General features: G+C 42.5%; 19 protein-coding genes. 9 read left to right on the top strand and 10 right to left on the bottom strand.

The features are described from left to right. Positions 1–138 precede the first annotated feature (138 nt). The 4 genes from BACINT_RS20700 to BACINT_RS20685 all read right to left on the bottom strand — a co-directional run bounded on the left by BACINT_RS20700 (position 139) and on the right by BACINT_RS20685 (position 5,851). On the bottom strand, positions 139–792 hold the full coding sequence (locus tag BACINT_RS20700; RefSeq protein ID WP_007666889.1) for an HAD family hydrolase: 654 nt from the start codon (positions 790–792) through the stop codon (positions 139–141). Between the two features lie 332 nt (positions 793–1,124). Continuing rightward, a complete protein-coding gene (locus BACINT_RS20695; RefSeq protein WP_007666888.1) occupies positions 1,125–2,804 on the bottom strand; it encodes a glycoside hydrolase family 43 protein in 1,680 nt (559 codons plus the stop codon). A gap of 16 nt (positions 2,805–2,820) precedes the next feature. After that, positions 2,821–4,044: a DUF4861 domain-containing protein gene (locus BACINT_RS20690; RefSeq protein ID WP_007666882.1), complete on the bottom strand. Its 1,224-nt coding sequence runs from the start codon at positions 4,042–4,044 to the stop codon at positions 2,821–2,823. Positions 4,045–4,246: 202 nt separating this feature from the next. Next, a complete protein-coding gene (locus tag BACINT_RS20685) occupies positions 4,247–5,851 on the bottom strand; it encodes a glycoside hydrolase family 28 protein (protein ID WP_007666881.1) in 1,605 nt (534 codons plus the stop codon). Between the two features lie 513 nt (positions 5,852–6,364). On the opposite strand from BACINT_RS20685, the gene BACINT_RS20680 reads away from it, so the two are divergent. Together BACINT_RS20680 and BACINT_RS20675 are read left to right on the top strand one after the other, a co-directional pair. Then, positions 6,365–7,222, top strand: a complete 858-nt coding sequence (locus BACINT_RS20680) for an enoyl-ACP reductase FabI (RefSeq protein ID WP_007666880.1) — start codon at positions 6,365–6,367, stop codon at positions 7,220–7,222. 121 nt (positions 7,223–7,343) lie between these two features. After that, positions 7,344–8,048, top strand: a complete 705-nt coding sequence (locus BACINT_RS20675) for an SAM-dependent methyltransferase (RefSeq protein ID WP_007666879.1) — start codon at positions 7,344–7,346, stop codon at positions 8,046–8,048. Here the strand turns inward: BACINT_RS20675 and BACINT_RS20670 are convergent. The 6 genes from BACINT_RS20670 to BACINT_RS20645 form a co-directional block, all read right to left on the bottom strand. Then, the gene (locus tag BACINT_RS20670) at positions 8,014–9,132 is read right to left on the bottom strand and encodes a hypothetical protein (protein ID WP_007666877.1); all 1,119 of its coding nucleotides are present in this window, start codon (positions 9,130–9,132) and stop codon (positions 8,014–8,016) included. The genes BACINT_RS20675 and BACINT_RS20670 overlap by 35 nt on opposite strands. Before the next feature lie 57 nt (positions 9,133–9,189). Next, positions 9,190–10,059 (bottom strand): lipoyl synthase, encoded by an 870-nt coding sequence (gene lipA, locus BACINT_RS20665; RefSeq protein ID WP_007666875.1) that lies wholly within the window; start codon positions 10,057–10,059, stop codon positions 9,190–9,192. Beyond that, the gene (locus tag BACINT_RS20660) at positions 10,056–12,269 is read right to left on the bottom strand and encodes a S9 family peptidase (protein WP_044155402.1); all 2,214 of its coding nucleotides are present in this window, start codon (positions 12,267–12,269) and stop codon (positions 10,056–10,058) included. The genes lipA and BACINT_RS20660 overlap by 4 nt, the downstream gene beginning before the upstream one ends. A 169-nt stretch (positions 12,270–12,438) precedes the next feature. Next, complete coding sequence (locus BACINT_RS20655; RefSeq protein ID WP_007666871.1) at positions 12,439–13,200, bottom strand: sugar isomerase domain-containing protein; 762 nt, start codon at positions 13,198–13,200, stop codon at positions 12,439–12,441. Between the two features lie 35 nt (positions 13,201–13,235). Continuing rightward, positions 13,236–14,381 carry an MFS transporter gene (locus BACINT_RS20650; RefSeq protein WP_007666869.1) on the bottom strand — a complete coding sequence of 382 codons (1,146 nt, stop codon included), beginning with the start codon at positions 14,379–14,381 and terminating at the stop codon, positions 13,236–13,238. Positions 14,382–14,432: 51 nt separating this feature from the next. Continuing rightward, entirely contained in the window at positions 14,433–15,392 is a 960-nt protein-coding gene (locus tag BACINT_RS20645) for an ROK family protein (protein ID WP_007666867.1), read from the bottom strand. Between the two features lie 539 nt (positions 15,393–15,931). Here BACINT_RS20645 and BACINT_RS20640 point away from each other — a divergent pair. The 7 genes from BACINT_RS20640 (at position 15,932) to BACINT_RS20610 (ending at position 23,850) form a co-directional block, all read left to right on the top strand. Continuing rightward, positions 15,932–16,861 (top strand): TIGR01212 family radical SAM protein, encoded by a 930-nt coding sequence (locus BACINT_RS20640; protein ID WP_007666865.1) that lies wholly within the window; start codon positions 15,932–15,934, stop codon positions 16,859–16,861. Positions 16,862–16,921: 60 nt separating this feature from the next. Continuing rightward, positions 16,922–18,121: an FprA family A-type flavoprotein gene (locus tag BACINT_RS20635; protein WP_007666863.1), complete on the top strand. Its 1,200-nt coding sequence runs from the start codon at positions 16,922–16,924 to the stop codon at positions 18,119–18,121. Positions 18,122–18,169: 48 nt separating this feature from the next. Continuing rightward, the gene (nagB, locus tag BACINT_RS20630) at positions 18,170–18,982 is read left to right on the top strand and encodes a glucosamine-6-phosphate deaminase (RefSeq protein ID WP_007666861.1); all 813 of its coding nucleotides are present in this window, start codon (positions 18,170–18,172) and stop codon (positions 18,980–18,982) included. A 217-nt stretch (positions 18,983–19,199) separates the two neighbouring features. Continuing rightward, positions 19,200–19,856: a hypothetical protein gene (locus tag BACINT_RS20625; protein WP_007666860.1), complete on the top strand. Its 657-nt coding sequence runs from the start codon at positions 19,200–19,202 to the stop codon at positions 19,854–19,856. 47 nt (positions 19,857–19,903) lie between these two features. Beyond that, positions 19,904–21,544: a sialidase family protein gene (locus BACINT_RS20620; protein ID WP_044155399.1), complete on the top strand. Its 1,641-nt coding sequence runs from the start codon at positions 19,904–19,906 to the stop codon at positions 21,542–21,544. Positions 21,545–21,605: 61 nt separating this feature from the next. Further along, a complete protein-coding gene (locus BACINT_RS20615; protein ID WP_007666856.1) occupies positions 21,606–23,285 on the top strand; it encodes a tetratricopeptide repeat protein in 1,680 nt (559 codons plus the stop codon). A 151-nt stretch (positions 23,286–23,436) separates the two neighbouring features. Beyond that, positions 23,437–23,850 (top strand): DUF3244 domain-containing protein, encoded by a 414-nt coding sequence (locus BACINT_RS20610; RefSeq protein ID WP_007666854.1) that lies wholly within the window; start codon positions 23,437–23,439, stop codon positions 23,848–23,850. The last annotated feature ends 134 nt before the right edge of the window (positions 23,851–23,984 follow it).

The following is a 23,984-nucleotide window of genomic DNA, read 5'->3' as shown; positions in this document are numbered from 1 at the left end:
TCGCCCTTTCAGGGCTCCTGTAGAGATATGCTATTACGTAGGGCGATGCCCTACGCTATATAATATCAGGCTTTCAGCCTGCACATGATAAATCCCTATTTCATTCATAACCCGTCCGAAAGGAATATAGCTCCCCTCTTATCTAAAAACTATTTCCAAAACCTCTTCAGCCTTATCTATAATATAATTCGGGTGGAAAGTTTCCAGTTCGGCACGCGGGCGGAATCCCCAGGTTACACCGCAGGAAGTCACTTCCGCATGAATGGCAGTCTGCATATCCACACCGGAATCTCCTACGTAGAGAACAGCTTCTTTGGAAATCTGTGCTATCTTTAGGATATCATATACCACGGTAGGGTCAGGTTTCACATTGACACCTTCACGTTGGCCGAATACAGCGGTAAAGCGGATATTGGGGAAATAGTGGGCAATAAGTTTTTCGGTAGCCGCTTGGTACTTGTTTGAAGCAACGGCCACTTGCAAACCTTTGGCTTGCAGTTCGTCCAAAAGTTCCGTAATGCCGGGGTAAGGACAACTCTTGTCGGCATTATGCTGGTCGTAATAAGGGACAAATTCTTTCCGTACACGCAAAACATTCTCTTCCGTTTTCTCACCTTCGGGCAAAGCGCGTTCAAACAGCTTATTGATGCCGTTTCCAACCATAAAGTTGTACTCTTCTTCTTTGTGGGTGGGATATCCTAATGCTGCTAATGCATGGTTTGTACTTTGTGCCAAATCGGCGATGGTGTTTAGTAGGGTTCCGTCTAAATCGAATATTACTAATTTCTTCATACTTCTTTTTCTTTAATGAACACAAAGATACGACATTTCGTTCAAACTTTTTTTACCCCACATCGTAATTCCATTTACGTGTCGTGGTAAAAGTCGTTACATGCCGTGGTAAAGGTCGTTACAGTAGGCGGTAAAGGTCGTTACATCCAGCGGTAAATGCTTTTACATTGTATAAAAAATAATCGGTAAATGTAACGTGGTGATAATTAGAAGTATAATGCGTGTTTTATAGATTGCGGTGAATGTAAAACAGAGTGGGAATGAAAATTCCTCCTTATAGAAAACAGAGTTTCAATAAGGAGGAATAGATTGATTAGCTAAAGAGCCGATTATTATTTCTTTGTGATACGGAACCAGTCTACATCCGACCAGCCGCCATCATTGGTCGTAATTGCCGGACGTGTACAGAATGTACCTACCTTAACACCGATCCATTTGCCTTCTCTTGCCTGGAACGGTTTGCCAAGTGACTGATATTTCTTACCGTCGAGGCTGTAACTGAAGTCGCACATTACCAACAGGTCGTGTCCACCTTCGCTCTTGGAAATCTTTTTGCCGTCGCTGGTGAATTTTACTTTCAGGTAAATTGTGTTATCAGTCAGGTCTACCGTACCGTTTACTTCTTCCGGTGTGCCCTTGTCAGCCTTCAGGCAGGATACTTGTGAGAGTACCAGACCTTTATCCGTATTCTCAAGGATCAATCCGGCGTAATCCATACCCATTACTACCAGTCCGGTACGTTCACCTTTATATTTCTCTACCGGTTTGAAGGTCAGCTTCATAGTAGCGGTGAAATTAGGTGCAGGAGCTTTTTGTAATAGCAGATTGGCTACATCAAACAGGTTCTTGTATTCCTTTACAACGGGGTAAGAATAAAGACGGACCATGCTTTGATCACCGGCATAATATGCCCATTTCTCATTGACATTGGCATGCCATTGCCACTGTGGTGATAAAGTGTATCCATCAAATTCGTCACTTTCCTGCGGAGTACAGATAGGATATGTCTTACCTACATTCGGCTTCTTGTAAGTCATTACAGGTTCACCACAACCGTCACCGTCTTTATCAATGCCGATTACAGGCCAGTCATTTACCCATTTCATCGGTTGCAGATGTACCAAGCGGCCATAAGCACCTACATCCTGGAAGTGCAGGAACCAGTCTTCTCCGGTCGGAGTATCTACCCATGCACCCTGGTGAGGACCGTTGACAGGGCTATCACCTTGTGCCAGCACTGTTTTCCATTCGTACGGGCCGTATACGTTTTTGGAACGCAGTACTACCTGCCAACCTGTGGGTACGCCGCCTGCCGGATGGAAGATATAATAATATCCGTTACGTTTGTAGAACTTTGGACCTTCGCAAGTCTGGTGTGCTTCATGACCGTCGAATACAATGCGCGACGGGGTAATGGCTTTAGTTGCTTCGGCATTCAGTTCGCAGATGGTGATCACGCTTTTCAATTCGGCGCGGCTACCTGCATAAGCGTGTACCATGTATACTTTACCGTCCTCGTCCCAGAGTGGGCAAGTGTCGATGATACCTTTTCCCGGCTTTACCAGCACAGGCTCGGTCCACGGACCTTTCGGGTCTTTGGCTTTCACCATGAAAGCACCCTGATCGGGGTCTCCCCAGAAGATGTAAAACTCCCCGTTGTGATGACGGATAGCGGGCGCCCATACGCGGTTACCGTGTTCGGGACGCTCGGGAGTTTCAATAGGTGGCAGTGCATAGGGTACGGCAGCACCAATGATACTCCAGTTCACCAAATCTTTGGAGTGAAGTATCTGAAGTCCGGGTAGACAGTTGAAACTGGAAGATGTCATGTAGAAATCATCTCCTACACGGCAGGCATCCGGGTCAGAATAGTCTGCATAGAGTACCGGGTTCTTGTACTTACCGTTTCCTTGGTCGGCTACCCATACTTCGGAAACATAGTTCTTTTGCTGTGCCGCCAATGGCAAGGCGAGCAACAGACAGAGACTCATTAGGGTCTTTCTTGCTTTCATGATACGTTTTTAGTTATTAGTTGTTTATCACCTTCACCACTGCCGGATGTTCCAGTTCTTCTTTCCATTCGCGGATATAGGCGAACCATGCTTCGGGAGTTTTATAACCGAAGGTTTCTTTCATGGAAGTGAATGTGATATTGTGGGTGAAGTATTTGTTGCCTTTGGCACCGATGGTGTACAGATAATTAACTTTATCTTTCACTTCATCTTTTACATATTTCTGAGGGATGTATGTGGCCAGGCCTACGGTTTCTTTGGCATACTTTACGGTGTCATTCACTGGCCAGTCAGTTCCCCAGCAACCTATCAGACCTTTGTGGTCGGAGTAAGATACGGAGCCTTTGATATCTATCACACCTGTACAGAAGACTTCGTCCTTCAATGGTTCTTCGAAGAATGTTTCTACAAATACATCGCGGTGTCCGCCGTAAAGGGTATAACGGTTCGTCATATTCAGTTCCGACCCCTGATACTGCCAGTCGGCTACTTCGATTTCGGAGATCGTGCGCACCGGACCATAGGCGATGATACGCTCAGTGAGTGTGGCAACGGGGGTGATATGGGTAGCTTTTTTGCCGTCCCAACCTTTTAGTGCACCTACACCACAACTGCCTCCTACCATGAGAACATCATCACCAAAGCCGCGTGCCAGTTGTTCGTCGGTTGGGTAGAATTGTGATTCTTTGATTTCAAAACCTTTGTTGAATTTACCATAGATGTCAACAGTCTGTTTGTGGTCGAAATACAGACGGTATGCCACCAGTTCGGATTCGAAAGCCGGACCGTGGTGGTGCATCTGGTTGTAAATGTTGCTGGTGCCCGGAATGGTTACCGACTGCACAGGTACATGTTTCCCTTTTTTGTCGCTGACCAGCATTTCTGCATATACGCGGGCCGGATAAGTCTTGTCGCTTTTGGCGGAAGACAAGGTAATGGTCAGCGTCTTTTTACCTTTGGCAGGCAGGTCGACGAGGAATGCCAGTTCATCCGGACGGCGGTCGCCGTTCAGGTCATCCAGTTGCGAGGGGATTTCTTCATTACCGTTCATGACAACAGCCGAGCGTACACGAAATTGAGGATTGATTTCACTCAGTTTGATTACTACCGGTTCGTCTGCTTTTGCCTTGTTCCAGGTGTTGCTTACTTCCACTGTAGAACTCTTTTTTGTCTCTTGTGCCTCTGCAGCTACCAAGAGAACACACAATAATAGCAATGCTGTAAAGATTTTCTTCTTCATGGTTTTTAAGTATATAACTAATTTGCTACAAAATTAGTGCAAACCTCGCGTAATTCCTTTTTTATTTTGATATAAATACTGCTGGCTTTGGGGGAATGATTGGTTTTGTATAATTCCTCTATATACCAAGGGCAAGGAAATGGTGATTGTATTACTATTTATCCGTTGGCGAAATTAGTTTATATCTGAAAAGCATGTCTATTTATAAATTTATATTCAGAGCTTTAGCCGCAGAGTGATTGTATGTCTTTCCGTTTACTTTCAGGCCTTTGGCTTTCTGTACCTGCAAGGGTGTACCTTTAGTTTCTATCTTTACATTTTCAATAGATACGTTTTCTGCCTGACTGATGACGATACCTTGTTTGGCATCTGTAACTACAATGTCTTTCACATATACATTGCGGATAGGCATTTCAGGCAGACCATTGAAGAACATGGCACGTCCGGTACCTTTACAGGTAACATTCGTAATGTGAATATCACGGAAAGCGGGAGTCTCTTCTGTTACAGCTGGAATAGATGATTTCATTCTTCCTTCCAGTTCTTCTTCTGATTCTTCGCCCGCACCTTTACCACCATAGAAAAGATCGAACAGCAATGCTTCGTGAGGAATGTCAATCATATTGATATTGTGGATGTAAATGCCTTCCACTACACCGCCGCGTCCACGAGTACTCTTGAAGCGCAAACCTACGTCTGTGCCGAGAAATGTACAGTCAGTTACATAGACATTCTTTACACCACCGGACATTTCACTTCCTACGACGAAACCGCCATGACCATGTAATACGGTATTGTTTTTAACAATCACGTTCTGGCAAGGCTCGCCACGTTTACGACCGTCTTCGTCTTTTCCTGACTTGATACAAATAGCATCGTCACCGGCATCAAAGATATTGTTGATAATCAATGCATTCTTGCATGATTCCAAGTCCAATGCATCTCCGTTCTGGGAATACCAGGGATTGAAGACCTTCACATTATGGATTGTGATATGTTCGCAGGATAGTGGATGCAGACACCAGCTGGGGGAGTTTTTGAAAGTAACACCTTCCAATAATACCCTTTTGCTCTTAACTATATTCAATAATACCGGACGCAACCATGGACGAATCTCATTCCATTCTTCATCCGTTTCAATGCCTTCGGGATTATTGAAGTCCTTGGTAGCCATAGCGCCTTTCAGTGCACCTGCAGTAGGGTACCAGATACTACCTGCTTCATCGACTACTCCACCCGAATTAACCAAGCTATTCCATTGACTGGAAGTTAGTTTACCCTTCTTTACCGGGCGCCAGCTATCACCAGAACCATCGAATACACCATTTCCTGTAATGGCTATGTTTTCTGCATTCCAGGCGGAAATAGGAGATTGACAACGACGTGTATTTAATCCTTCGAAAGAAGTTTCAATAATAGGATAGGCTTCAAAATCATCAGTAAATAGTATCAGAGCATTCATTTCCGTATACAGATTGACATTGCTCAACAGTTCGATAGGACCGGTCAGCCATAAACCTCCGGGGATGACTACCTTACCACCGCCTTTTGCATTTACCGCTTTGATAGCATCGTTGATGGCCTTGGTATTCAATACGATACCATCTCCTTTCGCTCCAAAGTCTATAATGTTGACTGTATAATCCGGAAAAGCGGGTTGTTCCACTTTCGGCATATCGAAAGGTAAATTCTCATAGATACTTTCATCTATATAATTTCCGTTTTGGGCGTTTACCGTATTCTGTACAGGTAATAACGGAAAGGATAGCGCTGTTAGCACCAATAGTTTTTTGACAAATGTGTTCATCTGTGATACTATATTTTAGTTATAAGTTATTCTTTATAAGTTATTCATTGCGGATTAACAGGTTTCTTCAACTTCCAACTTTTCATTTTTATTATCCTCCCGCAAACGGCTCTCCCGAGTGGTTTGCGAAAGAAATAATAAGTTAACCTAATTCTAACCTTAAATAAATATTATGAAAAAACCTCTTAATTACCGTTTGCAAATGTATCGGGCTTTAGCTGAAACCATGTGCACAATTTGTTGGTTTAGGTGGATTTTTTGTGGTTTTGGCTTTTTCTTTGTACACTTTCGGGGTTTTTATGCAGAAAGTTCATATCTTTAAATAAGATAGGCGGCATTTCAGCATAGCAAAAATAAGCAAGCTTATTTTGCTATGCGTTCAATTTGCACTATCTTTGCGGCCTCAAAAACAGTAAACGAGGTGATAAGATACAAGTCGACGGGGAAAGGTACATAGAAGTAATACCTTGTTGACTTGCTTGCTGAAACCTCGCAAACTTTAATATTATAGGTATGAGTTACAATTTGTTGAAAGGAAAAAGAGGCATTATTTTCGGTGCTCTGAATGAGCAGTCCATTGCCTGGAAAGTAGCTGAAAAAGCTGTAGAAGAGGGTGCAATAATCACCTTGTCAAACACTCCGGTAGCAGTTCGCATGGGCGAAGTTTCTGCACTGGCAGATAAATTGCAATGTGAAGTTATCCCTGCTGACGCAACCAGCGTAGAAGATTTGGAAAATGTATTCAAACGCTCCATGGAAGTATTGGGCGGTCCAATTGATTTTGTACTTCACTCTATCGGTATGTCTCCGAACGTTCGTAAGAAACGCACATATGATGACCTGGATTATGATATGCTGGGTAAGACTCTTGATATTTCTGCCGTATCTTTCCATAAGATGATACAGGCGGCTAAAAAACTGAATGCAATTGCCGATTATGGTTCAATCCTTGCATTGAGTTATGTGGCTGCACAACGTACTTTCTACGGATACAACGATATGGCTGATGCAAAAGCATTGTTAGAGTCTATTGCGCGTAGTTTTGGTTATATCTATGGTCGTGAACATAATGTACGTGTCAATACCATTTCACAGTCTCCTACGATGACAACTGCCGGTTCCGGTGTGAAAGGTATGGATAAGTTGTTTGACTTTGCCAACCGTATGTCCCCACTGGGTAATGCATCGGCAGACGAATGTGCAGACTATTGTATCGTGATGTTCTCCGACTTGACTCGTAAGGTAACCATGCAGAACCTATTCCACGATGGTGGCTTTTCCAGCGTGGGCATGAGTTTGCGTGCTATGGCTACTTATGAAAAAGGGCTGGATGAATATATGGATGAGAATGGGAATATTATATACGGTTAATATATAATGATTAACGGTTAGTGATGAGTGATTAGTGACTATACAGCATGATGTTGTAGGGAAGTTAATCACTCATCATTCGTTTTTATCATTTATCACTAATAATTAATCATTTATCAACGTGGAAACTGCTCTTTATCTTTTACCTGTTACTTTAGGTGATACGCCGATTGAAACGGTATTGCCTTCTTATAATAAGGAAATTATTTTAGGTATTCGTCATTTCATAGTGGAGGATGTGCGCTCTGCGCGTCGTTTTCTGAAGAAAGTGGATCGGGAAATAGATATTGATGCGTTAACTTTTTATCCGTTGAATAAATATACTTCGCCTGAAGATATTTCCGGTTACTTGAAACCATTGGTAGCAGGGCAGTCCATGGGAGTGATTTCTGAGGCTGGTTGTCCGGCTGTGGCTGATCCGGGAGCGGATGTAGTAGCGATTGCACAGCGAAAGAATTTAAAGGTGGTTCCTTTGGTGGGCCCTTCTTCCATAATCATGTCTGTGATGGGGTCAGGCTTTAATGGACAAAGTTTTGCTTTCCATGGTTACCTTCCTATTGAACCGGGCGAACGTGCTAAAAAACTAAAGACTCTGGAACAACGGGTCTATGCTGAACAGCAAACCCAACTTTTTATTGAAACTCCTTATCGCAATAATAAAATGGTGGAAGATATCCTGAGTAACTGTCGACCGCAAACCAAACTCTGTATTGCTGCAAATATTACGTGTGAGGGAGAGTATATCAAAACCAAGACTGTAAAAGAGTGGCAAGGTAAAGTACCTGATCTTTCTAAAATTCCTTGTATTTTTCTCTTGTATAAATAACATCTTTCAGGTGTTCGTATTCGTTCTCAAAGCAACAACTGAAAAAGTTCTTGTCTAAATTGTGTTCTATTTGCTGGAAGGTCCATAGCTTTCCATCTCTGGTTTGTTTGTCCCGCAAAAGATTCTCGTCTTCTATTTCAATAAGGAAAAGATAGATCAGACGATTGGTTACTTTATTCTCAAAATGATACATGATATTAAACTGCAAATCCTGTATAGGGGCTTGCGGAAACGATTGTTTAACGAGCCGCACAATGGCTTGCTCCAAAGTTTCTCCATATAAAAGATAACATTCCAACGGTATATCTACTTTCCCGGCATCCAGCATACAACGCTGAGATCTTGGACGGAGATACAACATACCATTGTGGGAAACGGCGATACGGATCACCGGGTTGATATATTCATTCTTTTGGTTAATGGCATCCACTGCCAGACTTCTGCCGATTACATCTCCTTTGGTATTCACAATAGGAACAAAGGCTGTATGCTCCATCATAATGTTGAAATACAGAATACCGAACTGGTTGAACAATATGCTTAGCAGGAATACAGCAGGTGGGCAATAGCGGAACAAGACATCACGGGATGTTTCGCTCAAGGGACCTGGTAGTAAAATTGCGATGAAAATGGCAAAGAAATGGAGGAAAGCAATGATTATTGTTACCCTTGTAGAAACGATAGCAGATTCTGCCCCTTGTGCAAAAAGTTGTTTGCAGCATTTCTTTGATTGGGAAATCTGGTGGGCGAGAAATCTTTTTCTATTCAGGAAGATGACAACTATCGGTATCAGAGCACTGATTTCCAATGTCAGTGGTAGCATTTCATGCGAACTGCAATCGCCAAATAATAGGGTCGTAAAAGTTAATAGCAGGAGCATTCCTGTAGTACAGTAAAGCAGAAAGTTTGGAATCTTGGCCCCTTTTCCCCACATTGTATATAGGCTATAGAGGACTCCAACACCTGCACCGATGTAGATGGAAATGTCCTGGGTCGTAAATTCGCATAATACAATGGATACGATAACAGGAATAAATCCCAAAGACATATTAAATTTAGATGATAGAACTCCTTTTTTAGACATTGCTAACTTTATTTTGCCGTTACTTCATACATAACAAATAAGTAGAGCAATTGGTTTTTATTCTGTTCCTTTTTTATAGAACCGAATTTGTCTCTCGGCATGATAAGAAGAACGCACCAGCGGTGCACTCTCCACCTGGTCGAAACCTTTAGCGAGTCCTTGCTCTTTATACGAAACGAATTGTGTAGGAGTAACGTATTCTGCCACAGGATAATGCTTATGCGAGGGTTGCAGGTATTGGCCGATAGTCAGTATCTGGCAGCCTGCCTGGCGCAAGTCATCCATCAACTCTTCCACTTCTTCCGGTGTCTCTCCCAGTCCTACCATAATACCCGATTTGGTAGTTGTTCCGCTTGCAGCTACCTGGCGTATAACTTCCAGACTTGTTTCATAATGGGCAGCACTGCGAACCAGGGGACTGATACGTTTTACAGTCTCCATGTTGTGGGAGATGATTTCCGGACGGGCTTCAATAACTTGAGCTACCAATTCTTTTCTTCCTTGGAAATCGGGGATCAGTACTTCTACTGTCGTCTCTGGGTTGAGGCGTTTGATTTCCTGAATGGTACGTGCCCAATGTGCGGCTCCGAGATCAGGTAAATCGTCCCGGTCTACGGAAGTGATTACTGCATGAGATAATTTCATCAATGCTATGGATTCAGCCACATGAGTAGGCTCATTCGGATCCAATGGCAAAGGTCTGCCTGTTTGTGTGTTACAAAATTTACAGCAACGGGTACAGATATCACCTCCTATCATGAAGGTGGCGGTTCCTTTTCCCCAGCATTCGCCCATATTGGGGCAACGTCCGCTGCTGCAAATGGTGTGCAGGCAGTGGGAGTCAACGATACGTTTGGTTTCCGTATAACGTTCGTTGGCTCCAATGCTTATCTTGAGCCATTCGGGCTTACGTACTCTATCTTTCATTTCAGCTCTCTTTCAAAGAAATTCGTCAGCTTCGTATACAGATGATAGCGGGTGTTTCCACCATAGATACCATGGTTACGGTTGGTATACACCTGCATGTCGAACTGTTTGTTCAGTTGTACCAGATGTTCTGCGTATTCTGCACAGTTCTGGAAATGAACATTGTCATCAGCCATACCATGTACCAGCAAGAGGTTTCCGTTCAACTGATTGGCACGAGTGAAAGCGGAGGAACTTTTATAACCTTCGGCATTCTCTTTGGGAGTACGCATGAAACGTTCTCCGTATATCGTATCGTAATAATTCCAATCGGTAACAGCTGCTACGGCAACTCCGGCTTTGAATACGGGAGTACCTTCACTCATACTCATGATGGTCATGTATCCACCATAGCTCCATCCCCAGATGCCGATGCGGCTCTTGTCTACATAGGATTGGCTACCCATATACTGGGCTGTTGCCACCTGGTCTTTTGCTTCCTTCACGCCCAGGTTCAGGTAAGTGCATTTTTCGAAGTCTGCACCACGTCCGCCTGTACCGCGTCCGTCTACACAGACCACGATAAAGCCGCGGCTTGCCATATAGGTTTCCCAACTGATACTCCATGTGTCGAGCACTTGTTGTGAACCGGGACCACTGTATTGATACAGCAATACGGGATATTTCTTGGATGCGGAGAAATCCGTAGGTTTCATCATCCAGCCATTCAAAGTTACTCCGTCCTGAGTCTGGAAGGTAAAAAATTCCTTTTGAGGTACGTTGTATTGTGTCAGGGTCTTTTTCAGATTATCATTGGTAACAAGTGTACTCAGCACCTTACCGGCATTGTCGTTTAGGGTAATGACAGTAGGAGTACTCAGATTAGAGTAACGATTCATATAGTACTTCATGTTCGTACTGAACTGGGCAGTATTGATACCGGGTTGTGTAGACAATTTGGTCTTTTTCCCTTTACGGTCTATCTTGTATACAGCTTTCCGCAGGGGACTTTCTTCATTACTGGTGAAGTAGAAGCTGTTATCGTCGGCATCCCAGCCTAAGAAATCTTTCACTTCATAGTTTCCGGCAGTAACTTGCTTAAGCAGGTTGCCCCCCATGCTATACCAATATAGATGATTGTAACCACTCTTTTCGCTCACAAAACTGAAATTCTCCGGATAGAAGATAATATTATCAAATACGGCTTCCTTTATATAAGCATCGCTTTCATCGCGCAGCACTTGTTTGCAAACAGTGGAACGTGGGTCACCAAAGTACATGTCAAGGCGATTCTGGTGGCGGTTCAGCGTTATAATAGCCAATTTGTTAGGATCATGTGTAAAGCGGATGCGCGGAATATATCCATCGGCATCCATCGGTACCTGCATTTTACGTGTCACTTTCGATTTAATATCAAACGTATGTACAGACACTTTAGAGTTAGCTTCTCCGGTCTTTGGATATTTATAGGTGTAATCTCCCGGATACTTTTCGAAAGCTGTGATGTGAGGATTGCTTCCTGCAAAGACGGGAAAACTGTAAGAGGGCACCTCTGTCTCATCAAAACGAATATAAGCAATCATCTTGTTGTCGGCACTGAATTCCAGTGCACGGTTGAAGGAGAACTCTTCTTCATATACCCAATCGGGAATACCATTCAGTATGGCATTACGTTTTCCATCCTCTGTCACCTGACTTTCGCTGTTACCATACAGGAATTTGACCAGATAAATGTTGTTATCCCGCACGAAGGCAACCATAGTTCCATCCGGTGAGAATACCGGCACCTGCTGTGGACCACCGTCTGAGAGCTTTTCTACAATGTTATTGATTTCTCCATTGATATTTCGTTTCAGACTGTATATATAATGTACAGCCGTATAAGAATGGCGGTAGATTGGTGTCGTTTCTGTTGCGATAAGTAATTTGGTGCCATCCGGTGAGAAACTATAACTATCGAATGTCTTGAACGTACATTCACGGGCAGTGGCAGCATCAAATAGCACTTCCACCGGTTTGCCTGTTTTGAAAGAGTATTTGATGATCTGTGTTCCTTCCGGATTCATCTGTGAATAATGTTCTCCATCTCCGGGAATGGGAATGACTCCGTAAATGTTTTCTGCGCGGAATTTCCCCGATACAATGTCTTTTAAATCAAGTGCCTGGCCGTCTTGTGCGAAACTTGCCAACGTGCAGAGGCAAAGAAGAATTGCAATACTTATCTGTTTCATAATTCTGATTGGTTTCTTTAGGGGAGCAAATATAGGGATAAAAACCGAAAATATATAGATAAATAATGTTTCCTGATGTGTAAGGCAGAAAAAAGCCCGTCCAGCTTTGTGGGGGCAAAGCTGAAACGGGCTACCGTCACTCATAGATAATGATTGAATTTTCTATTGGTTAGAGGATTTTTACTTTCTTCTGATATTCGGCAATAGCAGCATCCAATCGTTCGTGGGCTGTCGTGTCTCCCGGAACGTTGTGAGACGGATGGATATACAGATGCACACCGCGATCTGCCAGAATCTCGGCAACTGTGGTGATAGTCATCCATACCATGGTAACGAAACTCAGGGTTGACAACGGACCTACTTTATCGAAATGATTCTTCAGAGGCACGGAAGCGTCTACTAAGGGCACACAGGAATCTACTACAATATCAGCAAGTTGGAACAGGTTCTTACCGCTGGAATGGCGGCTTGCTTTGTCACCTGTTTCTCCTGCCGAGCCGTAAACAATTACTTTCATGCCACGTTTCTTGGCTTCCAATGCGATGTCGATATTTACTGCGTTGATACCTGTGTGAGAAAATATCCAAATGCAATCTTTAGCGTCGAAATCATAGTTCTTCATAATTTCCTGTCCGTATCCTTCAGCTCTTTCCAAGAACAGGAATTGGTGGATACCCATCTGGCCGATGATTTGTGTAAAGAATGTCAGCGGGAGTTCGCACAGCGGGTGGAAACCGACGAAACTACCGATACGCGGATACATTTCCTCAACAGGGATAGTGGCATGGCCACATCCGAACGTGTGTACCCAACGACCGGCTTCGATAGAATCTGCCATAACGGTGGCTGCCTTTTTGATATTCTCCAATTGCGTGGCTTCCAGTTTTTCCATGATGCCATGCGCGTTTTTTAACCATTCAAGTGCTAACATAATTTTCTGTTTTTTTAGGGGGTAAATAATTTCTTTTATTTGAGTGAACGTTTAAACAATAGAAGCATAATCAGCAGTGAAACTATCATCATATACGGGTATACAACGATGCTGTATCCCTGTGAGATAATTCCGGTGAGGCTGTTCAGCAGTGTCTGTCCGATAAGGGCGATAACAAGGGCTACACTGAATGCCGTTCCTGATAAGGAGGCATAACGACTGCCGATAATGCTGAGTATGACCGGGAAAGTGGATGCCAATCCTGCCCCGATAAGTACCATACCTATGGCAGCGCGTGCAAAACCGGGTGCGAATGTCAAGAGTGTAAAGCCTACCACAGCAGTAATCAAGCTGGTTCGCAAAACCGTCTCTTGCTTAATCTTCTTGAAAAGGACTACCAGTAACAGGCGGGCAACGGTCAATCCGGCTACCATACAAGTCAGTGCTATAAGTGCCCGGTTTTCGGGGATGCTGGTGGTTTGTCCCAAATAAAGGGTAGTCCAGTTGTTACAAACTCCTTCGATGCCACTTTGGAAAAAGAGGATGAAGCTAAGCAATAATAAACTGCTTTCCTTTAATAGTCCCAATCCTTCCTTAATGGGAAATCCTTGCGGTTGTTTCGGGGCAGGGAAACGTATGCCAAGACAGAATAAAATGCCAATCAGCATGACCATACCTGTACCTTGCAGGATGATTTCAAAAGAATAGTATTCAGACAGGAAGCTTAACAGTACAGGAATCCCCAATGCGCCGATGCCATAGAATGCCCCGAGCAGACTGAGCCGTGAGCCTTTTTCTGCTTCGTTGGAGATGTCTGCTACCAAAGCATTGGTTTCACCATTCAGGATACCACCTCCCAATCCGATTCCTATAATAGAGACCTGTAATAGCGGAATACTTGTGAAGAAAGCGATTCCTTCCAGTCCGAGGAGTACAACCAGACAACTGAGTAGCAGTAGCGCTTTATGGCCGAAGCGGTCTACAATAGGACCGAAAAGCAGGGAACCTCCCAGTAAGCCGAGAGGCAGGAACGTCACCAGTGCAGTTGCCTGGAGGTTATCCAGAGCCAGTTTAGTGGTGAGGGATGGTAGTACCGCCCCCAGGGTGATCATCGAAATGCCAAAGAAACACATGCCGATGCACGCAGCCGTGAATACCAGATTCTTGTTGTAACTACTCATATCAATAAAGATGATAAGGTGATAAAATGATAAGGTGATAAGGCGATGAGATTACTCATACAGGTGCTTTTTGATAGCGAGAAAAGCAGCTCCTATCAGTCCGGCATTACCGGACAATTGAGAGGCAACAAATTCCACCTGTTTGATGCTGAGCGGTTGTGCCCATTTGCAGGCTTCTTTGTAGATATCGTCTATGAAGATGGAGGCAGGACCGAATACACCGCCTCCCCAGATTATTTTCTGCGGGTTTAGTAAGCTGACCAGGTTAGCCGAAGCCATTCCCCACATTTCTATGGCCTTGTGCAAGACAGAAACAGCAATCGGGTCGCTCTCATTGTATGCATTGAATACATCGTAAGCCGAAATCCGACAGATCGGTTTCTGACGCAAGCGCCCTTTGTAGGCTTTGTTTGCACGGACTGCATCCCGCACTCTGGCTCCGATTCCATTTCCTGAGGCGTAATATTCAAAACAGCCGCAGGCATCATATGCTTCTTTATAAGGTGGTTGCAGTGCCATCCAGCCGGTGGCGCCGATGATATCGTTTGCCCCGTGCAACACGTGCCCGTCAATGATGATTCCTGCACCTATACCTGTGCCTACAGCAATGAACACTGCGCTGTGACACTCTTTGGCTGCTCCCTGCCACATTTCTCCATACATATAGCAAGTGCGGTCACTGTCGATGTAAATTTCAATATCCGGTGCAGTCACGGTACGCAGCACTTCCTGTAGCGGATAGTTTTCCCAACCGGGAATATTTGGAGCCCATACACGTCCTGTTTGTGAATAAACAATGCCGGGTACACATACGCCGACACCATCAATTTGAGTACGGCTTCTGCGGGCAATGGTCAGGAGTTTGGCAAGAATTTCTGCAGCAAGCTTGCCTACTTCATGTCCTGTTCTTCCTTTCAGCAGGCGCTTCCGGTTGAACAACATACTTCCGTCGGGGAGGAAAATAGCACTGGCTATTTTGGTGCCGCCTATATCGAGAGCGATAGTAGCCATGGTAATTATAGTATTAATAGGTTGATTGATCGAGGTTTTAGGCAAAGCTATGAATTTATTTCGTTTTCCATGCTTGTAAATGGAGGAAAATGTGTGTAAAATACGTCACCGATCATTAAATTATATTTAATGAAGATGCTCTCCTACGTATGTTCTATAAGGTAGAATACTGATAATCTGTATGGATAACATTTTTTAGTACAGGTGAAAAAGAATCGTTTTGTGTTCGTTAACAAATAGGTGGTGCGCGTTCTATGAGATTATGATAGGGTGGTGTCTGAGCTATAAAATCTATTTCTTACTTGTTTCCTATATACTTTCTCCCTACTTACTCCTTACCTAACCTACTCCCTACCTACTCCTTATTTGCTCCTTCTTTATAGGAAGGAGAAGGTAGGGGATAAGTCAGACTTAAACGCAGTTTAAATCTGAGGAAGGTATATCGCTGTGAACACTTCTGAATTATTCCTCTATTTGTAAACACAAAATAGCCTACTATTCGAAGAAAAGCCTTATTTTTGTCATTAAATAACAGGGGTATGGACACCGCACCTATATTATATAATGAATTTCCACTCTTTCTGAAGCGTTATTTTCCGTATAAGGTACAGAAGATATCGCTCAATGCCGGTTTTACCTGTCCCAATAGAGACGGTTCAAAGGGATATGGTGGTTGTACTTACTGCAACAACCAAACTTTCAATCCTGAGTATTGCCGTACGGAAAAGTCCGTTACTCAGCAACTGGAAGAAGGAAAAATATTCTTTGCCCATAAGTATCCTGAGATGAAGTACCTTGCTTACTTCCAGGCGTATACTAATACTTACGGTGAGTTGGAAGCCTTGAAGCGGAAATACGAAGAAGCGCTCACTGTTCCCGATGTAGTCGGTCTGGTCATCGGTACCCGGCCGGATTGTATGTCGGATGCCCTGCTTCATTATCTGGAAGAGGTTAAGAAACATACTTTCCTGCTGGTGGAGTATGGTATTGAGAGTACGAATGATGCTACACTTCGTCGTATCAATCGAGGACATACTTATCAGGATACGGTTGATGCAGTGGAACGCACTGCCGGCTGTGGTATTCTTACAGGTGGGCACGTCATACTGGGACTTCCCGGAGAAAGGCATGAAGATTTGGTGGCACAAGCTTCCACTCTGTCACGTATCCCCCTTACCACCTTGAAAATGCATCAGTTACAACTGATACGCGGCACCCGGATGGCACATGAATATGAACAACATCCCGAGGATTTCCATCTGTTTGACGTAGAAGAATATATTGACTTGGTAGTGGACTACATAGAGCATTTACGCCCGGATTTGGTATTAGAACGCTTTGTCTCACAGTCTCCTAAAGAATTGTTAATAGCACCCGACTGGGGACTGAAAAATTATGAATTTAACCACCGTATACAAAAAAAAATGCGCCAGCTTGGAGCTTATCAGGGAAAGAAATATGAAATGTGAGAAAAAAGCCTTATTTTTGCGGCTGTTTGAATATAGAATCAATCTAAATAAAGAAGTTTTATGAACCAGAAGACTATGATAAAAGGAAAAATACACTATGTAGGAGTAAATGACCGTAACAAACACCTCTTTGAAGGTTTGTGGCCATTACCTTATGGAGTGTCTTATAACTCTTACCTGATAGACGACGAAACAGTGGCTCTGATTGATACGGTGGATGCTTGTTATTTTGAGGTATATCTCCGTAAAATAAAAAGCATCATAGGCGAACGCCCTATCCAATACCTTATCATCAACCATATGGAGCCCGATCATTCCGGTTCTATCCGCCTCATTAAGCAGCATTATCCCGATATTGTTATTGTAGGTAACAAGCAAACTTTCGGTATGATCGAAGGTTATTATGGAGTGACAGGTGAACAATACATTGTGAAAGATGAAGACTTCCTGGCATTAGGACATCATAAACTACGTTTTTATCTGACTCCCATGGTGCACTGGCCCGAAACCATGATGACTTTCGACGAAACGGAAGGTGTACTATTCTCCGGCGACGGTTTCGGCTGTTTCGGTACATTGGATGGCGGCTTCCTCGATACTCGCATCAATACCGATCGTTATTGGGACGAAATGGTGCGTTACTACTCTAATATTGTAGGCAAATACGGTTCTCCGGTACAGAAGGCTTTGCAAAAGCTGGGCGGTTTGCACATTACGACTATTTGTTCTACTCATGGTCCTGTTTGGACAGATAATATTAGTAAAGTAATAGGCATTTATGATAAACTGAGCCGTTATGCTGCCGATGAAGGTGTGGTAATTGCCTATGGCTCCATGTATGGCCATACAGAACAGATGGCGGAAGCTATTGCTGCTGAACTTTCAGCACAAGGCATCAAGAACATTGTGATGCATAATGTAAGCAAGAGTAATCCTTCTTATATTATTGCAGACATTTTTAAATATCGTGGCTTAATTATTGGTAGCCCTACTTACAGTAACCAGATTTATCCGGATATAGAATCTTTACTCTCTAAGATATTGATTCGTGAGATAAAAGGTCGTTATCTGGGCTATTTCGGTTCGTTCACTTGGGCAGGTGCTGCGGTGAAACGTATGGCTGAATTTGCTGAAAAGAGCAAATTTGAAATTATAGCCGATCCTGTAGAGATGAAACAGGCAATGAAGGACATTACTTACGAACAATGCGAACACCTGGCACGTTTTATGGCAGACCGCCTGAAGAAGGACAGGGAATAATTGACTGAAAATACCCCTAATTTATTAACCTGATAAAAAACAATTGCAATGAGATTAATCATTCAACCGGATTATCAATCCGTATCTAAGTGGGCTGCCCACTATGTAGCCGCTAAAATTAAGGCCGCTAATCCGACGCCTGAAAAACCGTTTGTCCTGGGTTGCCCTACCGGTTCATCACCGCTTGGCATGTACAAGGAGTTAATCGACCTGAACAAGAAAGGAATTGTTTCCTTCCGGAATGTAGTTACTTTTAATATGGATGAGTATGTCGGCTTGCCGAAAGAACATCCCGAAAGCTACTATTCTTTCATGTGGAATAATTTCTTCAACCATATCGATATCAATCCGGAGAATACTAATATCTTGGACGGTAATGCTGCCGATCTGGATGCTGAGTGTGCCCGTTACGAAGAGAAAATTAAATCCTATGGTGGCATCGACCTCTTCATGGGTGGTATTGGTCCCGACGGACATATTGCTTTCAACGAACCGGGTTCTTCTCTGTCTTCTCGCACACGCCAGAAGACGCTGACGACAGATACTATCATCGCCAATTCCCGTTTCTTCGATAACGATGTAAATAAAGTGCCTAAAACAGCCTTGACAGTAGGTGTAGGTACAGTACTTTCAGCTAAGGAAGTGATGATTATTGTAAACGGACATAATAAAGCTCTTGCACTCTATCATGCTGTAGAAGGTGCCATCACACAGATGTGGACCATCAGTGCATTGCAAATGCATGAGAAAGGTATCATTGTTGCTGATGATGCAGCTACTTTTGAATTGAAAGTAGGCACCTATCGCTACTTTAAGGATATTGAAGCAGACCACTTGGATCCGGCTTCTTTGCTGAAGTAATTTTTCATATAAAAGTAAATTGTGCAATTCGTTTTCCGCTGATAAGTGTGAAGCGGGTTGCGCATTTCTTTTCTGAATTGTCCACCTTTCATTAGAAAAATCTCTTTTTTAATGAGGTAATGTGCTGAAAATTAATTGTCTTTTGGATGTTAATTTTGTCCACTCTCTTTTGCTTGTTATTATCTTTATCATTCCTATCTTTATAGCTTCGAAATGAATGAATCGTTTGAATATGAATGATGCGGATTGCTCCTTTGATGACTTGCTGTGCCAATCTCTCTCATTATTCCACCAGTTCCGGTTGTATGACGACCGTATGGAAGAGGATAATGCTTTTAAATTCTTGAGAGAAGCGGAAAAAGTAGTCGCTGATAATAAAGATGGAGTCTGTGTGGCTAAATTGGGATGTGTAATAGAATGCCTTGCACACAGGTTTTATATAAATGATAATACAGACGGCATATTGGAAGAAGTGGATACTTTCCTGATTAAATTCTGGAAAGGGATAAAACAGCCTTTTTCCGAGGCATTCATTGCTTCTTTATGGGTTGGAGAATATTTTCTGTTACGTTTGAAAAATCCGGAATCCCGTTTCCGTAGCCGTAGTAAAAAGATGGTATCTAAAATTCTGTCGTTTATGGCAGATATGCTTCGCAAACCGGAAAAGCAAAAGGCACTCACCCTCTCTTCTGTCGTTGTTCTTGAAGAAACAGTGGACTGGATTAAAGAAATATGTGATATGCATATTTGTGAAAAGCAGCTTGTCGTTCTGCTGGAGAGGCTTTATCATCTTCAGGAAATAGGGATGTTACAGCAAGAGGAAGATGAAACAAAAAACACTTTGAGGCGGCAAATGTGGGATTTTTATTATTGAATGTTATCTTTGTAACTTCTAACATTCTTATTAACTTTATCTATACTATGAAGAAGCCGATATTTTTGCTTTTTATACTTTTCTGTTTATTGTGTGTCATCCCGGTGGTCCGGGCTGCAGATACAATTTTTATCCGTGAGACACAAGTTCCGGTTTTGATAGAAAGAGTGGATAATGTATTGTTCTATTTGCGTTTGGATGCAAAGGAAAGTACGATGTTGAACAGAGTCATTCTGAATTTTGGAGAAGATACTAATCTTTCTGATATCCAGTCGGTAAAGCTTTACTATAGTGGTACTGAAGCCCTGCAGGACAGAGAAAAAGGACGCTTTGCTCCCGTAGAATACATATCAAGTCATGCTGTCGGAAAGACTTTGGCGGCAAACCCTTCCTATTCCATTAAAAAGGCGGAAGTGATTGCCCCAAAAAAACACTTTATTCTCGATGCTAACCAGAAGTTGTTTCCGGGGATTAACTTCTTTTGGGTCAGTTTACAGATGAAACCGGAAACTTCGTTGAATACTAAGGTCAGGGCAGCCATTGCTTCGGTTACTCTGGATGGTAAGGAAGCTCCTCTGAATGTTATTTCTCCGCAAAGTATTGAGCATCGGATGGGTGTAGGGGTACGTCATGCAGGCGATGATCTTTCGGCAGCGTATCGTATTCCGGGATTGGTGACTACTAATAACGGAACTTTATTAGGCGTTTATGATGTACGCTATAACAGCAGTGTCGATCTTCAGGAACATGTAGACGTCGGTTTAAGTCGTAGTACGGATGGGGGAAAGACGTGGGAAAAGATGCGTCTGCCTTTGGCTTTTGGTGAAACGGGTGGACTGCCTTCGGCACAGAATGGAGTGGGTGATCCGTCTATATTGGTAGATACGAAGACTAATAATGTATGGATAGTTGCTGCTTGGACACATGGTATGGGGAATCAACGTGCTTGGTGGAGTTCACATCCGGGGTTGGACCTGAATCATACGGCACAACTCGTCCTGGCAAAGAGTGCGGATGATGGTAAAAGCTGGTCAACTCCTATAAACATTACTGAACAAGTGAAAGATCCTGCCTGGTATTTCTTGTTGCAAGGACCCGGACGTGGGATCACAATGGAAGATGGCACATTGGTGTTTCCCATTCAGTTTATAGATGCTACCCGTGTGCCGAATGCGGGTATCATGTATAGCAAGGATCAAGGTGAAACTTGGAAAATACATAATCATGCACGTACCAATACCACAGAAGCGCAGGTTGCTGAGATGGAACCGGGAGTCTTGATGTTGAATATGCGCGATAATCGGGGTGGAAGTCGTGCTGTAGCAATTACGAAAGATCTGGGCGAAACATGGATTGAACATGAATCTTCGCGCAAAGCTTTACAAGAACCTGTTTGTATGGCAAGTCTGATTCATGTAAAAGCCGGTGACAATGTTTTAAACCGGGATTTACTCATATTCTCTAATCCCAATACAACGAAGGGACGCCATCACACTACTATTAAGATTAGTTTGGATGGAGGCGTAACCTGGCTGCCGGAACATCAGTTATTGTTGGATGAGGACAACAATTGGGGATATACTTGTCTTACCATGGTCGATAAAGAGACGATTGGTATCCTCTATGAAAGTAGCGTGGCTCATATTACGTTTCAAGCCATAAAATTGAAAGATATTGTTAGAGACTGATTCGCATAAATAGCTAAAATCACTATCTTTGGCACTGTTATAAAACAAGAAGACTTGAAACATGCGAAAGCACCTATATCTGATACCTGTATTATCATGTCTATTAGGACTTCTCTGGGCTTGTACTCCTTCTGCCGATAAAGCAGATGTTCTTCTGGTGCATGCCGGAGAGTGTATGGAGGCATATCCGGACAGTGCACTATATCTTTTGCAACAAATACCTCATCCGGATAAACTGCATGGTCGTCAACAAGCAGATTATGCCTTCTTGCTGACACAAGCGCGAGACAAGAACTATCTGGATAGTTTGCAATCTGATTCTCTGATAAAAATTGCAATAGATTATTATGAAGACCATAATGACAAGGTAAAGGCCGGAAAGGCTTCTTTTTATTATGGAACTATGCTTTCGTATCAGGATAAAAGTACGGAAGCAATGAATGCTTATCTGAACGCACAGATTTTACTGGAGGGAACTCAGGAGTATAAATTGCAAGGGCTGCTGGAGGAAAATATCGGAATGTTGAATTACAACCAAAGAATGTATGATGCTTCTATCCTGAACTTCAGGAAAACAGTTGATTACTATAAATTGGCAGGGGATACTTTAGGCGTCGTATATGGATACCGGAATCTGGCCCGTGGATATATGATGAAGGCCAGTAATGACACTGCCAGACGCTATGTGGATGAAGGATTGAAACTTTTGCCGGATACTACTCACCGGGTACGTTCCTCTCTTTTTCAGATACTTGGAATCATGGCTGAAAAAGAGAAAGATTATGAAGCAGCTATTGGTTTCTTCTGGAAAGCTCTTTCGAGTGATTCTAATACTTTTAGTCAATATCATTATTATATATCCTTAGGTAAGGCTTATCTGTCTATGGGAAATTTAGATGAGGCCGAACGATGCTTCAAGAAAGTGGTGAAGAGTAGTAAGAGGTATACACAAGCTGGAGCATATAATTATTTGTCTGGGTTAGAAAAAGCAAGGAAAAACTACAAGGATGCTCTTTTTTATAAAGAACAATCCGATTCTTTGTTGGAGATTGTACATAATGAAGACTTGCGGAAACAGATATTAATCCTGCAAAAAAAATATGATAATGAGAAGTTAAGAATGGAGAATGAACAGATTAAGTTGGAAAAAGAGAGTCAGTTCTACTTAATTTTGTTAATTACTATTCTAATGGTGATTGTTATCGTAATAATCAGGACTAAATATAGAAGACGCTTTCAGCGGAACATCGATATAATCAGGAAAAATCAAGAGGAAATAGAAGAATATGCATTCCGCATAGGTGAGTATAAACAGAAGAGTGAAGAAGAGCAGTTAGCAAAAAAGAAGAAGATTGCCGATCTGAACGGAAAAATAATATTATTAACTGCAGAAAATAAAGAGCTACGCGAAAATACATGCATAAAAGCTTCTTGCGTATTAGAACAGCTGAATAAAGGAGAACTGATCGTTCAGAGAATGACTTTGGAAGAGAAGCGGAACCTCTTTGATTTTATGGACTTGATCTTCGCAAATTTTATATCCCGTTTAAATTCAAACTATACTCTGACAAAAACAGATCTTATCTTGGCGACCTTACTGAAGGTAGGATTTACGACTAATCAGTTGATGTTTGTTTTCGATTGTGAGCGGAATTCTGTTTACCGGATGAAGCTAAGACTAAAGGAACATTTGTGTATAGACAAAGAAAAGTCATTGGAAGAGTTTATTTTATTCTTTTAATGGGGGCGTTTTTTGTCCATACTTTCTTGAGTGTTTTTATTCTATTGCTTTGATTAATAGTGAATTATCTTCCCGTTTTTTGTCCATATTCAATTTTAGGTTATGTGGCTTTAGAGCTTTATCTTTGAGCCAAAATTAAACAATAAAAGCAATGAAACTAAAGTCTGTTTTATGTCTGGTAGGATTTTTCTTCCTGTTTACAGTTAATGCCCATTCATCCATGATTGGTGATTTGGAAATAGTAGGTGAGATTACTTTATCTGGTAATGATATTCCTTTTGAAACAAATTCTGATGATGGAAATAGGCACCGTTCAATAACCCCTGATATTCCTATTATTGCAACGTTGTGCGGGAATAATTTGGTAGAAATCAATTTCTTTGCTGCTGTAGGCGAAGTTGAAATAACCATTACTCAAGATGGTGTTCCGGTGTATACTTCTTCTGAGAATATCACTACTTCTATTTTGAAGAATATTCAATTGTCATCTGATGTGACTGGAGCATTCTTGATAGAAATAAAAGGAGATAACGGGGCTTATGCTTATGGATGGTTCAATCTATAAGTCCCGGCATCACAGACACTGTTACTATATTTTCATTATAACTACTGGTTAGGGTGTTGGATACTCAACTATCTAAATACTCTACAGGCGGAAGTTCCTCTGTTGATAGAGGGATTTTCCGCCTTTGTTTTTTT

Source organism: Bacteroides intestinalis DSM 17393, assembly GCF_000172175.1.
GTDB classification, from domain to species: Bacteria; Bacteroidota; Bacteroidia; order Bacteroidales; family Bacteroidaceae; genus Bacteroides; species Bacteroides intestinalis.
Note: the sequence above shows the minus strand (reverse complement) of the source record. Positions and strands in the feature narration are given on the sequence as shown.

What these genes read in the sequence shown, in the direction of transcription:
- BACINT_RS20700 (WP_007666889.1), bottom strand. Translation starts at nt 792, where the DNA reads ATGAAGAAATTAGTAATATTCGATTTAGACGGAACCCTACTAAACACC.
- BACINT_RS20695 (WP_007666888.1), bottom strand. Translation starts at nt 2,804, where the DNA reads ATGAAAGCAAGAAAGACCCTAATGAGTCTCTGTCTGTTGCTCGCCTTG.
- BACINT_RS20690 (WP_007666882.1), bottom strand. Translation starts at nt 4,044, where the DNA reads ATGAAGAAGAAAATCTTTACAGCATTGCTATTATTGTGTGTTCTCTTG.
- BACINT_RS20685 (WP_007666881.1), bottom strand. Translation starts at nt 5,851, where the DNA reads ATGAACACATTTGTCAAAAAACTATTGGTGCTAACAGCGCTATCCTTT.
- BACINT_RS20680 (WP_007666880.1), top strand. Translation starts at nt 6,365, where the DNA reads ATGAGTTACAATTTGTTGAAAGGAAAAAGAGGCATTATTTTCGGTGCT.
- BACINT_RS20670 (WP_007666877.1), bottom strand. Translation starts at nt 9,132, where the DNA reads ATGTCTAAAAAAGGAGTTCTATCATCTAAATTTAATATGTCTTTGGGA.
- lipA (WP_007666875.1), bottom strand. Translation starts at nt 10,059, where the DNA reads ATGAAAGATAGAGTACGTAAGCCCGAATGGCTCAAGATAAGCATTGGA.
- BACINT_RS20660 (WP_044155402.1), bottom strand. Translation starts at nt 12,269, where the DNA reads ATGAAACAGATAAGTATTGCAATTCTTCTTTGCCTCTGCACGTTGGCA.
- BACINT_RS20655 (WP_007666871.1), bottom strand. Translation starts at nt 13,200, where the DNA reads ATGTTAGCACTTGAATGGTTAAAAAACGCGCATGGCATCATGGAAAAA.
- BACINT_RS20650 (WP_007666869.1), bottom strand. Translation starts at nt 14,381, where the DNA reads ATGAGTAGTTACAACAAGAATCTGGTATTCACGGCTGCGTGCATCGGC.
- BACINT_RS20645 (WP_007666867.1), bottom strand. Translation starts at nt 15,392, where the DNA reads ATGGCTACTATCGCTCTCGATATAGGCGGCACCAAAATAGCCAGTGCT.
- BACINT_RS20640 (WP_007666865.1), top strand. Translation starts at nt 15,932, where the DNA reads ATGGACACCGCACCTATATTATATAATGAATTTCCACTCTTTCTGAAG.
- BACINT_RS20635 (WP_007666863.1), top strand. Translation starts at nt 16,922, where the DNA reads ATGAACCAGAAGACTATGATAAAAGGAAAAATACACTATGTAGGAGTA.
- nagB (WP_007666861.1), top strand. Translation starts at nt 18,170, where the DNA reads ATGAGATTAATCATTCAACCGGATTATCAATCCGTATCTAAGTGGGCT.
- BACINT_RS20625 (WP_007666860.1), top strand. Translation starts at nt 19,200, where the DNA reads ATGAATCGTTTGAATATGAATGATGCGGATTGCTCCTTTGATGACTTG.
- BACINT_RS20620 (WP_044155399.1), top strand. Translation starts at nt 19,904, where the DNA reads ATGAAGAAGCCGATATTTTTGCTTTTTATACTTTTCTGTTTATTGTGT.
- BACINT_RS20615 (WP_007666856.1), top strand. Translation starts at nt 21,606, where the DNA reads ATGCGAAAGCACCTATATCTGATACCTGTATTATCATGTCTATTAGGA.
- BACINT_RS20610 (WP_007666854.1), top strand. Translation starts at nt 23,437, where the DNA reads ATGAAACTAAAGTCTGTTTTATGTCTGGTAGGATTTTTCTTCCTGTTT.